Below are 13,789 nucleotides of genomic sequence, written 5' to 3' on the forward strand. Positions count from 1 at the left end.
GTGAGAGGCACATGCCGGTAATTAAAGTACGTGAAAACGAGCCATTCGACGTAGCTCTTCGTCGTTTCAAACGCTCTTGTGAAAAAGCGGGTGTTTTAGCTGAAGTTCGTCGTCGTGAGTTCTATGAAAAACCGACTACCGAACGTAAACGCGCTAAAGCTTCTGCTGTAAAACGTCACGCGAAGAAATTGGCTCGCGAAAACGCACGCCGCACTCGTCTGTATTAATTCTTCGGGGGTAACCCCACCGCGTAGTTTTTTATGTTCTAAGAACGCGCAGATCAAGTAGTTGCATACGAAGGCCGTGCTTTCCGAAAGGAATGCGCGGCTTGTTCTCGTTTATGGACTGACCGAATAGGGGCTTATGGCTGGACGAATTCCACGCGTATTTATCAATGACTTGCTAGCGCGCACCGACATCGTTGATCTTATCGACGCACGGGTAAAGCTGAAGAAGCAAGGCAAAAATTACCATGCGTGCTGTCCGTTCCATCATGAGAAAACACCCTCATTCACTGTTAACGGCGAAAAACAGTTTTATCACTGTTTCGGCTGTGGCGCACATGGTAACGCTGTTGATTTCCTGATGAATTACGACAGACTCGAATTTGTCGAAAGTATTGAGGAATTAGCCACCATGCATGGGCTGGAAGTGCCTTACGAGGCAGGAACCGGCACCACCCAGATCGAACGTCATCAACGACAAAGTCTCTATCAACTGATGGAAAGCCTTAGCGGATTCTATCAACAGTCACTCAAAGGCTCGAATGCCAATCAGGCACGCGAATATCTTAAGCATCGCGGTTTGAGTGAAGAAATCATCCAACATTTTGCTATTGGTTTTGCCCCCCCAGGTTGGGACAATGCCTTAAAACGTTTTGGCCGTGATGGTGAGAGCCGTACTGCGCTGAACGATGCCGGAATGCTGGTGACTAATGATACAGGACGGACTTACGATCGTTTTCGTGAGCGCGTCATGTTCCCTATCCGCGATAAACGTGGGCGGGTTATCGCTTTTGGCGGGCGAATTCTGGGTGATGGAGTGCCAAAGTATCTAAACTCCCCAGAAACAGAAATTTTTCATAAGGGCCGCCAGCTTTACGGCTTGTATGAAGCGCAAGTGAATCATCCCAATCCAACGCGTTTACTCGTGGTGGAAGGTTATATGGATGTGGTAGCACTCGCGCAATTTGGTATTGACTATGCCGTTGCCTCGCTGGGGACCGCGACCACTGCGGAGCATATTCAATTATTATTCCGTGCCACCGATAACGTAATTTGTTGTTACGACGGTGATCGGGCGGGCAGAGATGCGGCATGGCGAGCATTAGAAACGGCGCTGCCCTATCTAAATGATGGCCGTCAGCTACGCTTTATGTTTTTGCCCGATGGCGAAGACCCAGACACTCTGGTACGTAAAGAAGGGAAAGACGCATTTGAACAGCGGATGGAAGGGGCACAGCCACTCTCAACCTTTTTGTTTGAAACGTTGATGCCACAGGTGGATTTGAGCAGCCCCGACGGGCGCGCCAAGTTAAGCACTCTGGCACTACCTTTAATCAGTCAGGTACCCGGTGAGACATTACGTCTTTATCTGCGCCAGCAGCTCGGTAATAAATTGGGCCTGCTCGATGATAGCCAGCTCGATAAGCTGATGCCAAAACAGGCTGAAAACACGAATACCTACCAACCGCCCCAGCTAAAACGCACAACCATGCGTATACTTATAGGGCTACTGGTACAAAACCCACAACTAGCTACACTTATTCCCTCACTACAGGGCGTCGAGCAAGCCAAGTTAGCCGGTTTACCGTTATTTATTGAGTTGGTTGAGACTTGTCTGGCTCAGCCAGGGCTGACAACCGGGCAGTTATTGGAACTGTATCGGGATAATAAATTCAGCCAACAGCTTGAAACTCTCGCAACATGGAACCACATGATTGTTGAGGACATGGTCGAACCGACTTTTGTCGACACGCTAACGAGCCTGTATGACTCCATCTTGGAGCAACGTCAGGAAACCCTGATAGCGCGTGACCGGACACATGGATTAAACGCCGAAGAACGTAAAGAGCTTTGGTCTTTGAATCTGGCATTAGCCAGAAAAAAATGAAACACCCAACGGCTTAATTGCCGATAAATGTGGGGGCGACTCCCCACAATATGCCGCCATAGCGGGCAGCGGCGACAAAAAAAGGCCCCAAATGCTATTGTTGGCGGTTTCGCCGACCGACACCAACCCAAATACTCTGAAGTGTGGATACCGTCTTATGGAGCAAAACCCGCAGTCACAGCTGAAGCTACTTGTCACCCGTGGTAAGGAGCAAGGCTATCTGACCTATGCTGAGGTCAATGACCATCTGCCGGAAGATATCGTCGATTCCGATCAGATCGAAGACATCATCCAGATGATTAATGACATGGGCATACAGGTGCTGGAAGAAGCTCCTGATGCCGATGATTTGATGCTGGCCGAGAACACCACTGATACCGACGATGACGCGGCTGAAGCTGCTGCACAGGTATTATCCAGTGTTGAATCCGAAATCGGGCGTACTACCGACCCGGTGCGTATGTACATGCGCGAAATGGGTACCGTTGAGCTCTTGACACGTGAAGGTGAGATTGATATCGCCAAACGTATTGAAGACGGTATCAATCAGGTTCAGTGTTCAGTTGCTGAATACCCTGAAGCGATTACTTATCTGTTGGAACAATATGATCGCGTTGAAGCGGGTGAAGCCCGTTTATCTGACCTGATCACCGGCTTTGTTGATCCAAACGCCGAAGAAGATATTGCGCCGACGGCGACTCACGTTGGTTCTGAATTATCCACCGCAGAAATGGATGATGACGACGACGAAGATGAAGACGAAGACGAAGAAGAAGACGACAACAGCATCGATCCAGAGCTGGCACGCCAGAAATTCAGCGATTTGCGTGAGCAGTATGAAAACGCACGCATGGAAATCAAGAAAAATGGTCGTAGCCACGCCAATGCTGCTGCTGAAATTCTGAAGTTGTCTGATGTATTCAAGCAGTTCCGCCTGGTACCGAAGCAGTTCGACTATCTGGTCAACAACATGCGTACCATGATGGATCGCGTTCGTACTCAAGAACGTATCATCATGAAACTGTGTGTTGAGCAGTGCAAAATGCCGAAGAAAAACTTCGTTACTCTGTTTGCCAGCAATGAAACCAGTGATACCTGGTTTGCCGCAGCAATTGCGATGGGTAAACCCTGGTCTGAAAAACTGAAAGATGTCTCGGACGATGTTCAACGTAGCTTGCAGAAACTGCGCCAGATCGAAGAAGAAACCGGTTTGACAATTGAGCAAGTGAAAGACATCAACCGCCGTATGTCTATCGGTGAAGCGAAAGCACGTCGTGCCAAGAAAGAAATGGTTGAGGCTAACCTGCGTTTGGTTATCTCTATTGCGAAAAAATACACCAACCGTGGTCTGCAATTCCTTGATTTGATTCAGGAAGGCAATATCGGTCTGATGAAAGCAGTAGATAAGTTCGAATACCGCCGTGGTTATAAGTTCTCAACTTACGCCACGTGGTGGATTCGTCAGGCCATTACCCGCTCTATCGCGGATCAGGCGCGTACCATCCGTATCCCGGTACATATGATTGAGACCATTAACAAACTCAACCGTATCTCACGCCAGATGCTGCAAGAGATGGGCCGTGAGCCAACACCGGAAGAACTGGCTGAACGCATGCTGATGCCGGAAGACAAGATCCGTAAAGTGCTGAAGATTGCCAAAGAGCCAATCTCAATGGAAACCCCGATCGGTGATGATGAAGATTCACATCTGGGCGATTTCATTGAAGATACCACTCTGGAACTGCCGCTGGACTCTGCAACATCAGAGAGCCTGCGCTCTGCCACCCACGATGTGTTAGCTGGCCTGACCGCTCGTGAAGCGAAAGTTCTGCGTATGCGTTTCGGTATCGATATGAACACTGACCACACCCTGGAAGAAGTGGGCAAACAGTTCGACGTAACCCGTGAACGTATTCGTCAGATTGAAGCCAAGGCATTGCGTAAATTGCGTCATCCAAGCCGCTCTGAAGTGTTGCGCAGCTTCCTGGACGATTAATCGTTAGCGACAGCAGCAAACACACAAAAAACCCCGGCGTGCCGGGGTTTTTCTTTTTGGCCCCAAACCACCGATTCTCAAGCCTGCATCCGCACGTAATTACCTGCTATGTGCGTAAAAAACCTTAATTTTGTGCATAAAACAGCCATATGATTTATCAGCTCTAGACCGCAGGATAAAAACTACCGTATAATCAGCGCCCAAGTCTGGCCCCTTAGCTCAGTTGGTTAGAGCACGCGACTCATAATCGCTTGGTCACTGGTTCAAGTCCAGTAGGGGCCACCAAATTTTAGCTTTAAAATCAGTATATTAAGCCAACTTTCGAGTTGGCTTTTTTGTATCTGGTAACCTGTGTCGCAAAAGTGTCGCTGCGCTATATTTGCTCAACTCAATGAAGCCATAACTGCACAATCTTGAATAGAGACTGTTGAATGGAATCTCACGGATATAATTACACTTTATCTGATTTTTTCTGTCTCAGTGGTTAGCCAATTTGAACGAAAATTGTTCAATGCGGATTGGCTGGATATTCTAGTAGAAGAATAGAAAAGCACCTTGAGATGGCGATAACGTCATCGATTCAGGTTATAACAATTTACTCATCCCCAAGCCTCTCGCTTTGCCTAATTATCTCAAGATATATAGGTCATTGCTATTTGCTTGCCGAATATTCAATAGACAGTCCCTTCGTTGATGAAATGTTTTAGTCGGCTAAAATTCAACGCTACTTAACGACCTACAATAATTCTCGTACTATAAAATAGCCATCTAACTCTCCGCTGAGATCTGAAAATGTCTGTGCTTACTCACTTTGATATGCTTTTTCAATACAAGGCCTGGGCTGATAAAGAGATCCTCTCCGCTATCGCCAATGTTGATACCGCGGCTTATAAAGATAAACGTCATCTTATGATTCGCCTGATGAATCATATTTATGTGGTTGATCAAATATTTATCGCCAATATTCAGGGAGTTCCCCACCGTTATACTGCGCTGAATACGGTTGAAACACCGCCTCTAGAGGTGCTGAATGACGCCTTTGCTATCAGTGATAATCGCTATCTCGAGTACCTTCACTCTCTGGTTGAACAACAATTGGATGAAATAATTAACTTCAAATTTGTCGATGGGGGAAAAGGGGCAATGAGTAGAAAAGAGATGTTTTCCCATGTTGAGCATCATGGTGCTTATCACCGAGGCGCTGTGGGGTGGCTGCTGTCTGAGTGTGAGGTGACACCGCCAAAAGATGTGCTAACCCTTTTCTTACGCGACACTTATCAGGCAGAGCAATAATAAATCCCAGAGGCGATTAAATACGTTATCAGTTGATAACGTATTCAGTATAAGAATGCTATGAATTGACCGATTAGGTTCTTAAAGCATCAATGGCGGCAGTTGGCATCGATATTACGGATTTGAGACTATTTTCAATACGTTCAACAATTGCCACCCGCGGGCCAGCAAGCCAGCCGTCACTGCTGTAAAAACGTGCCTCAGCATTCACTAATGCCTCTTGACTGTCAAAGGCACGCATCAGGTAATAAGCGTCTGGGTCGTGCAGCGATTGACCATAAGCGACGACGTCCATCCCCTCCCTGGCGTGCAAGGGAATGCTGATCTCTTGCATAATTCGGTGGAATTCCACACCACTACCCGGTTTCAATGTGTATTGCAGTATTTCCAGTATCCGAGAATCCATTTTGCATATCCTGTCATTAATATCCATTGAGATTTTATTTCCCGCCGCAGATACCTTCCTTACCGCTTAATCACTTTTTTCCGATGGCATTCGCTGGCATCCAATACCTTACCTTGCTGTGAAGATACTGTCAGCTTACTGATCGGATGCCCACTCTGATTATCAACTAAAATAGAGTGCTTTTCGCCAACAGCAAACAAGTGATCTTCGCCCCATTGGCGTAGGCTGACCACAATAGGGAATAATTGGCGGCCTTTATCCGTCAACACATATTCATGGTAAGCACTGCCATCAGAGGCCGGGACTATCATCAGAATGCCGTGTTCAACCAACTCACGCAGGCGACCCGCCAAGATATTTTTCGCCAAGCCAAGGTTATTCCGAAATTCGCCAAAACGGCTGATCCCATCAAAAGCATCACGAATTATCATGAGTGACCAGCGATCCCCCAAGACCTCGAGCGTTCTGGCAACCGGGCATTCTTCTGCCCCTATCTGGCCTTCACTCGTTTTAGTCATTCTTTTACTCCGATCATTTGCTGGATAAACTGGTTGCATATTAAAACCACCTTGGTTAAAAATCAATTACGTGGTTTCAAATAAAAACCAGAAAGGTATCAGGTATTTTTATGTCCATCAGAAAAGAATCAGCAAAGAGTCGCACTCGGCGATTACCACAAACTGCTCTGGCACCACACCTCACATCAATAGTGGTGCCACTCTTGGCGATGGTATCCGCCATGGCGGTCGCCAATGTCTATTTTGCTCAGCCCCTACTCGATACGATGGCAACGGATGTTAACGTTAGTCCGTCGGCGATCGGTCTGGTGGCTGGTTATCGGTGTCGTGATATTAGATTTTGCCGTTCAGACGGTGCATGTAACTAATCAGACCATCATATTGGCGCTACACCCTGATGCCCAAAGCCGCCTGGTTGCTGGCTATATGTTGTTCTATTCCATCGGTAGCGCCCTCGGAGCTATCAGTGCAACGATCGTATATGCGAATGCGGGATGGTCAGGTGTTTGTATTCTTGGGGGGATGATAAGTGCCACTGCAATGCTATTTGCACATCTGGCGTACAGGAAATATTCCACAGTATAATTAGTTGAATATCATTAATTTTATTTATACATCTATTGTTCGACCTATACTCATGATAGTTATCGATAACCTAGTTCAGACTATACAGGAGTCATCGTCATGCTGAATATAGATCGGAAATACCTTATGAGCCTTGATGAAAGTACCTTAAAAAAACAACGGATTATCATGCGGGTCATCGCAATCCTGCTATTACTGGGCGGGATCTTTTGCCTTATTAACCCACTGGCCTCCAGCGTTGTTCTCAGCAAAATTATTGGTGTCCTACTGCTACTCAGTGGGATTGCAATGATCGTGGGTATGGTAACCAACCGTTCCCATAATCTTTGGCCAATGGTGACCGGTATTTTACTCGGCATCGCATATATTGTGATGGGTTATGTATTTATTACCAATCCAGCAATAGGGATGATAAGTCTGGCTGTGGTGCTGGCGGTGCTGTTTGCCTTTGGTGGGGTGATGCGGTTGATAACCGGTGTTAGAACATGGGGAATGCCGGGGGCATGGCTACAAATCTTGCTCGGCGTCTTGGATCTGATTATTACCTATCTATTGGTGAGTGCTGGCCCACTGATGTCGATCACCATGGTTACGACTCTGGTCGGGATTGAGATGCTATTTAGTTCATTTAGCTGCTTTATGGTCGCTGGTTTATATAAACAGAATTAATAACACATTATTCGCAGCGGTATCCTGAATTGCGATACCGCTGTCCTGGAAATATTCTCATGTTCGCTACTGATTATCACTACTCAGTTTGTGAACTGCCACTGTGAAATAACAATAACCGATTAATTCACTCACCCTAGGTAGGCTGCGTGAAACTAACTGATCTTTTAATTGCTCTATGCATTACCGCAATTTTGGGGGCTAATTTTTCGGTAATAAAACTTGGCCTGATTGCCGCAGACCCGCTTATTTTAGCCGGGATTCGCTTTACACTCGGCGCCCTGCCCGCAGTCCTTTTATCAAAAAACCTGACACTTCATGGCGATACATAATAGGTTACGGCCTACTGTTTGGTATCGGTTTATGGGGTATCGTCAATCTGGGTATTAAAGCGGGTGTCTCAGCAGGAATCGCTTCGTTAGTGCTGCAATTCGGCGCGTTCTTCACCATGATCCTTGGCGCGTTGCTGTTGCGCGAAAAGCTCTCAAGATATCAATGTATCGGGATTGGCATCGCGCTCAGTATTATTTTCATCAGTGATGGTTCTGTCACGCCTACTGGCCTGATATTGGTATTGTGTGGTGCAGTGGTATGGGGGCTGATTATCGGTCTCTACGGTAGGCGGCTTATCGGCTTGCTACAGAGGAAATTCTCAATGGTTCCCTAGTTTTGCTGCCACCCAGTAAAATGGCCTGACTGAAGGTGCTATAGTCAGCTTTTATACTCCGACGAGAGCTATTATGTCCCGCAGCCAGCGTCTGCTTGACCTGATTCAAGTGCTACGCCGCCATCGCTATCCCGTAACAGGGGCTGCGCTGGCGGAGGAACTGGCTATCAGTGTGCGAACACTTTATCGCGATATTGCCACCCTACAACAGCAAGGCGCTGATATTGCAGGCGAACCCGGTCTGGGCTATGTGCTGCGCCCGGGTTTTATGCTGCCGCCCTTGATGTTCTCCGAAGAAGAGATAGAAGCGCTGGTATTAGGATCACGCTGGGTCAGCCATCGTGGAGATGCCCATCTGAGTGCCGCTGCCCGTAATGCTTTGGCGAAAATCGCGGCGGTTTTACCTGCAGATTTACGTGACGAATTAGATGCCTCGACACTGCTCATCGGCCCTGTCGGCCATATGCCTGACTGTGAACTGGCGCTACCGGTCTTGCGCCGCGCAATCCGTGCCGAGCGCAAAGTGGATATTACCTATCAAGACCTGAAAGGGGCTAACTCATGTCGCCGCATCTGGCCTTTTGCTATCGGTTTTTTTGAACAGGTGCGCGTGGTGGTTGCCTGGTGTGAACTGCGCCAAACCATCCGTAACTTTCGCGCGGATCGAATAAGCGCAATTTCTCTTACGGATCAACGCTATCCTCAGCGCCGACAGCTATTGCTAAAACAGTGGCGGGAAGCGGAAGGCATCGATGATCAGTCGCTGCTGTCGACACCACCAAAACCGTAGTTTTTTATTGTCGCTACAAATCAATAATCACTACTGACAGAAACTGTCAGTATGCCCCGCTAGGATAGAACCCAGTTAAGCGACATTCGGTTAACAAAAAAACTATCCATTTGATTAGATACCTAAAGTATTTGGAATTTCAGGTAGACGGTCGAGCACCAACTTGAGCGCTACAATTTCAAGTACCAAAGGGATAAGGGGAAAACCATGGCAGATCCGAATTTCATTATTCTTTATGTTGATAGCCCGGCCACCAGCGCTACGTTTTATGGTGACTTGCTGGCAAAGGCACCGGTAGAACTTCACCCAACCTTTGCCATGTTTGCACTGGATTCAGGGGTGATGCTGGGCTTATGGTCAAAACATACGGTTGAACCGGCGGCGACAGCCACGGGTGGCGGTGGTGAAGTGGCTTTTGCTCTGGCCGATAAAGCTGAGGTGCAATCGTTATATAATGACTGGCAACAGCGCGGCTTACCTATTTTGCAACAACCATTACAGATGGATTTCGGCTATACCTTTGTGGCTTTAGATCCTGATGGTCACCGCTTGCGGGTCTTTGGTGGCTGATTAATAGCCGAGTTATAAATAGCCATCGCGAGAAACGAAGGGAATATACTTTATAGGTATAATTCCTTCGTTTAATACTTCATGTTACTGCCCCTTCCCTGATGTCATATTCATGACGGCTATCACAATCAGCACACTGCGATTTCCCAAGTTGCACAGCACCGTCTAAATTTGAATAAAAAATCTCATCCGACCACTTGCTGCATTCGGCCAGAGCGGCAGAGACATAACAATAACGGTTTGGTGATATTGCGCAGCTTTACGTTGCTGCAATATAGCCAGAGTGCACCCGATGGAGACTGCAATGTTAGCTTACCCTCACCTGCTCGCGCCCCTTGATCTTGGCTTTACTACCCTGAAAAATCGCGTATTAATGGGTTCGATGCATACCGGGCTAGAGGAATTACCCGATGGACCTCAACGTTTGGCCGCATTCTATGCTGAACGGGCCGCCGGTGGTGTCGCCCTGATTGTCACCGGGGGTATCGCTCCCAATAAGCAAGGCGTGGTGTATCAGGGGGCCTCAGTATTAAATGATGCGGCGCAAGTCCCCCATCATCAAATCGTGACGGATGCAGTACATCAGGCGGGCGGTAAGATCGCGCTGCAAATCCTACATGCCGGCCGTTACAGCTATCAGAAACACCCCGTGGCTCCCTCCGCATTGCAAGCGCCGATTAACCCCTATACCCCACAGGCATTGAGTAGTGATGAAGTACGGCAAACTATTGCCGACTTTGCCAACTGTGCACAGCTTGCCAAACAAGCGGGTTACGATGGTGTCGAGGTGATGGGATCTGAGGGCTATTTGATTAACCAGTTCCTCGCCGCCAGAACTAATCAGCGCGATGATGACTGGGGCGGGGACTTTACCCGCAGAATGCGCTTTGCCGTAGAAATTGTGCGGGCAGTCCGTGAGGCGACTGGAACTGATTTTATACTGATTTACCGCCTTTCGATGCTTGACCTGGTGGAAGAAGGTTCCAGTTGGCAAGAGATTGAACAATTGGCGCAGGCGGTTGAACAGGCCGGTGCCACCCTGATTAATACTGGCATTGGTTGGCATGAAGCACGTATTCCCACTATCGCTACCATGGTGCCACGGGCCGGATTCAGTTGGGTGACGCGCAAATTGATGGGGGCGGTGGCTATTCCGCTGATCACCACTAACCGCATTAATGACCCTGCGGTTGCTGAGCAGGTACTGGTTGATGGTTGCGCGGATATGGTGTCAATGGCGCGCCCGTTCCTCGCTGATGCGGCGTTTGTCCAAAAAGCAGCACAACATCGGGCCGACGAAATTAACACCTGTATCGGCTGCAATCAGGCCTGTCTGGACCAGATTTTCGAAGGCAAACTCACTTCATGCTTAGTCAACCCTCGCGCGTGCCGTGAAAGCGAAATGCCCATACTCCCCACAGAAACACCAAAACGCTTAGCCGTCGTCGGTTCCGGGCCGGCCGGACTGGCTTTCGCCGTTACCGCCGCCAGTCGTGGTCATCAAGTGACGCTATTTGATGCGGCAACAGATATCGGTGGCCAATTCAACATTGCCAAGCAGATCCCAGGTAAGGAAGAATTTTATGAAACGCTGCGCTATTTCCACCGTCAGTTGGTGCTCCATGGTGTTATTCAGCAGCTAAATACCTCGGTACAGCCACAGCAGTTGGCTGATTTTGATGAAATTATCCTCGCCTGTGGTATCCAGCCACGCCTGCCAGCTATCAAGGGGATTGAGCATCCGAAAGTCCTTACTTATCTGGATGTATTGCGCGATAAAAAACCGGTCGGTGAGCGCGTGGCCATTATTGGTGCGGGGGGAATTGGTTTTGATACCGCCGAATACCTCAGCCAATCCGGTGATTCCAGCAGTCTGGACAGCGCTGCATTCAGTCGTGAATGGGGCATCGATCAACATTTGGCATATCGTGGCGGATTATCCCCGGCGGGGGCCAAAGTGCATCCGTCACCAAGGCAGATTTTCTTGTTACAACGGAAAACCAGTAAAGTGGGTGAAGGCTTGGGTAAAACCACCGGTTGGATCCACCGTACCAGTCTGGCGATGCGTGGGGTGAAAATGCTTAACAGTGTGAGTTACGACAGCATTGATGATGAAGGTTTGCATATCACCCGTGCAGAACAGGCGAGCTGTTTACCCGTCGATACCATCATTATCTGTGCGGGCCAGGAACCGCGTAGGGAATTACATCAACCCTTACTGGATATGGGGAAAACCGTGCATTTGATTGGTGGCGCGGATATCGCCGCTGAGCTGGATGCACGCCGGGCAATTGATCAAGGGACGCGTCTGGCGCTGGCTATATAAGCAATAATAAGCAAAACAGGGGGTGGCATGCCCCCCTGCGGCTTCAAGCAGGGAATACCCAAAGTAATTGGAGTCGCAGGTAGGCAGCAAGTGAACAACAAATTGGTCGGGAACCGATTTGAACAGCAGTTATGCTAGCCCGCAGGGTGAGCCTCAAGGATGAGGCTCATTAATCCCGATGAGCTTACATAAGTAAGTGATTCGGGTCAGTGAACATAGCTAACACCCCTGCGGCTTCAAGCAGGGAATACCCAAAGTAATTGGAGTCGCAGGTAGGCAGCAAGTGAACAAATCCCGATGAGCTTACATAAGTAAGTGATTCGGGTGAGTGAACATAGCTAACACCCCTGCGGCTTCAAGTACGAAGGGTATTTAGAAATCGCTATACGACATATCAAGACTACCGCTACCCCCCCCCTCGGAACGGGATGATGCCGTTTTCACTGCTTTCAGCACCATAAATTTCTGGTTTGAATCCAATGTTTCGCAGTTACCGAACAAACGTTTAAGTTTGTGGAAATAGTCCAGATGGCGATTACCCACAATCATCAGTTCCCCCCCCACCTTCAGACAACGTTTAGCATCACAGAACATCTGCCAGGCCACATGGTCACTGACCGCATGCTGTTGGTGGAACGGAGGGTTACATAGCACCAGTTGCAGGCTCTCACGCTCAACACCGGCCAAACCATGGCTTACCATGAATTCACAGCGTGGTAAGTCTTGTGGGCGGTTATAGGTGATATTCAGCTCACTGGATGCAACGGCCATATAGGACTCATCGACAAACAGCATTTCTGCCAATGGATTTTGTTCCAATGCAATTAAACCGACGACACCATTACCACAACCCAGATCCGCGATTTTGCCCGCCACATCATACGGCAGAATCTCCATAAAGAAGCGCGCACCGATATCCAAATTATTGCGAGAGAAAACGTTAGCATGGTTATGGATGACATATTCGGTATTCGCCAGCGGCCAATCGGTAGTTTCCGGCGCATCTGCCAGTGGCATATCTGCCACTTCGCAGTGAATCAGGCGGGATTTCTTCCACGCCAGTGTGGTTTTGGTCGGACCAAGAATTTTTTCGAACAATTGCAAAGTTGAATTATGCACATCGCGGGATTTCGCCCCGGCAATAATCACCGTATCTGGGGCTACGACCAGGCGCAATGCGCGTAATTGCTGCTCCAACAGCGCCAAAGCTTTAGGGATCTTAATCACCACCAGCTTAGGAGCGGCGGGTAGCGCATCAATACTGCTTAATAGGGTAACGGCATTTTCATCTAACTGATTTAACTGCACGTTATGCGTCGTCGCCAACTGGCTCATATAAGAGTCACTGACACTGAATGGACGATAAGCATGTAAAGCACAGGCCAGCGTTCCAAACTGATCATTAAATACCAGCACCGGGCGGCCATCAATTTGGCTTAAGTCAATGTTTTGTAGCAGATATTCATCTGCTGCTTCCCACGCCTGTAGGGTATTGGAATTTTCTTGTGGTGGAAAACGCTCAAGCTCAAGGCTTTGCGTTCCCAGTAAGAGTTGGCTCATCACCGCTCCTGAATAATAAATTTGGGCTGTTTATCCCCTAAAACGGGCGATCAGTAAAATGTTTTTTTGCTTAAATGACGTTTTATCGAGACTAAGGCTAGCAAAGCCAGAAAATCCCCTAGGGTATAACAGAGACATCAGCATAACGAACGGCTTAAGATAGCGTAATGAAACACCGCTCCCACCGCGTCAAACCCTTATTAAATATTATTTTCATGTTAAGTCATTACCAATGCACTCAATTCCTCTTCACTCAACATAAAATACCAGCGCCCCTATAAAGCCACAGATTTAATT

At 48.2% G+C, this 13,789-nt stretch carries 12 protein-coding genes, 1 tRNA gene and 1 pseudogene; 11 read left to right on the forward strand and 3 right to left on the reverse strand.

Going from position 1 to position 13,789, the window contains the following annotated elements; translation table 11 throughout:
• Positions 1 to 11 precede the first annotated feature (11 nt).
• The 5 genes from rpsU (at position 12) to V2A85_RS01035 (ending at position 5,401) form a co-directional block, all read left to right on the forward strand.
• A complete protein-coding gene (gene rpsU, locus V2A85_RS01015) occupies positions 12 to 227 on the forward strand; it encodes a 30S ribosomal protein S21 (protein WP_001144069.1) in 216 nt (71 codons plus the stop codon).
• A 136-nt stretch (positions 228 to 363) separates the two neighbouring features.
• On the forward strand, positions 364 to 2,112 hold the full coding sequence (dnaG, locus tag V2A85_RS01020; protein ID WP_420070748.1) for a DNA primase: 1,749 nt from the start codon (positions 364 to 366) through the stop codon (positions 2,110 to 2,112).
• A 157-nt stretch (positions 2,113 to 2,269) separates the two neighbouring features.
• On the forward strand, positions 2,270 to 4,108 hold the full coding sequence (rpoD, locus tag V2A85_RS01025) for an RNA polymerase sigma factor RpoD (RefSeq protein ID WP_372560473.1): 1,839 nt from the start codon (positions 2,270 to 2,272) through the stop codon (positions 4,106 to 4,108).
• 208 nt (positions 4,109 to 4,316) lie between these two features.
• A tRNA-Ile gene (locus V2A85_RS01030) sits at positions 4,317 to 4,393 on the forward strand.
• Positions 4,394 to 4,900: 507 nt separating this feature from the next.
• The gene (locus tag V2A85_RS01035; protein WP_372560472.1) at positions 4,901 to 5,401 is read left to right on the forward strand and encodes a DinB family protein; all 501 of its coding nucleotides are present in this window, start codon (positions 4,901 to 4,903) and stop codon (positions 5,399 to 5,401) included.
• Between the two features lie 73 nt (positions 5,402 to 5,474).
• Here V2A85_RS01035 and V2A85_RS01040 read toward each other — a convergent pair whose 3' ends face one another.
• Together V2A85_RS01040 and V2A85_RS01045 are read right to left on the reverse strand one after the other, a co-directional pair.
• Positions 5,475 to 5,807 carry an NIPSNAP family protein gene (locus V2A85_RS01040; protein WP_083162354.1) on the reverse strand — a complete coding sequence of 111 codons (333 nt, stop codon included), beginning with the start codon at positions 5,805 to 5,807 and terminating at the stop codon, positions 5,475 to 5,477.
• 59 nt (positions 5,808 to 5,866) lie between these two features.
• The gene (locus tag V2A85_RS01045; protein WP_420070749.1) at positions 5,867 to 6,325 is read right to left on the reverse strand and encodes a winged helix-turn-helix transcriptional regulator; all 459 of its coding nucleotides are present in this window, start codon (positions 6,323 to 6,325) and stop codon (positions 5,867 to 5,869) included.
• 234 nt (positions 6,326 to 6,559) lie between these two features.
• Between V2A85_RS01045 and V2A85_RS01050 the strand changes: the two genes are divergently transcribed.
• The 6 genes and pseudogenes from V2A85_RS01050 to V2A85_RS01075 all read left to right on the forward strand — a co-directional run bounded on the left by V2A85_RS01050 (position 6,560) and on the right by V2A85_RS01075 (position 11,932).
• A complete protein-coding gene (locus V2A85_RS01050; protein ID WP_420070750.1) occupies positions 6,560 to 6,910 on the forward strand; it encodes an MFS transporter in 351 nt (116 codons plus the stop codon).
• Positions 6,911 to 7,009: 99 nt separating this feature from the next.
• Positions 7,010 to 7,579: an HdeD family acid-resistance protein gene (locus V2A85_RS01055; protein ID WP_372560469.1), complete on the forward strand. Its 570-nt coding sequence runs from the start codon at positions 7,010 to 7,012 to the stop codon at positions 7,577 to 7,579.
• Between the two features lie 149 nt (positions 7,580 to 7,728).
• A pseudogene (locus tag V2A85_RS01060) lies at positions 7,729 to 8,183 on the forward strand (EamA family transporter); the annotation flags it as partial.
• Between the two features lie 136 nt (positions 8,184 to 8,319).
• Positions 8,320 to 9,036: a helix-turn-helix transcriptional regulator gene (locus V2A85_RS01065; protein ID WP_420070751.1), complete on the forward strand. Its 717-nt coding sequence runs from the start codon at positions 8,320 to 8,322 to the stop codon at positions 9,034 to 9,036.
• A 207-nt stretch (positions 9,037 to 9,243) separates the two neighbouring features.
• The gene (locus V2A85_RS01070) at positions 9,244 to 9,606 is read left to right on the forward strand and encodes a VOC family protein (RefSeq protein ID WP_372560466.1); all 363 of its coding nucleotides are present in this window, start codon (positions 9,244 to 9,246) and stop codon (positions 9,604 to 9,606) included.
• Between the two features lie 304 nt (positions 9,607 to 9,910).
• The gene (locus V2A85_RS01075) at positions 9,911 to 11,932 is read left to right on the forward strand and encodes an FAD-dependent oxidoreductase (protein ID WP_420070752.1); all 2,022 of its coding nucleotides are present in this window, start codon (positions 9,911 to 9,913) and stop codon (positions 11,930 to 11,932) included.
• Between the two features lie 372 nt (positions 11,933 to 12,304).
• Here V2A85_RS01075 and rlmG read toward each other — a convergent pair whose 3' ends face one another.
• Complete coding sequence (gene rlmG, locus V2A85_RS01080) at positions 12,305 to 13,492, reverse strand: 23S rRNA (guanine(1835)-N(2))-methyltransferase RlmG (protein WP_372560464.1); 1,188 nt, start codon at positions 13,490 to 13,492, stop codon at positions 12,305 to 12,307.
• Positions 13,493 to 13,789 lie beyond the last annotated feature (297 nt).

Origin of the sequence: Yersinia sp. 1252 StPb PI, assembly GCF_048593885.1 — a bacterium.
In the GTDB taxonomy this organism is placed as follows: Bacteria; Pseudomonadota; Gammaproteobacteria; order Enterobacterales; family Enterobacteriaceae; genus Yersinia; species Yersinia enterocolitica_E.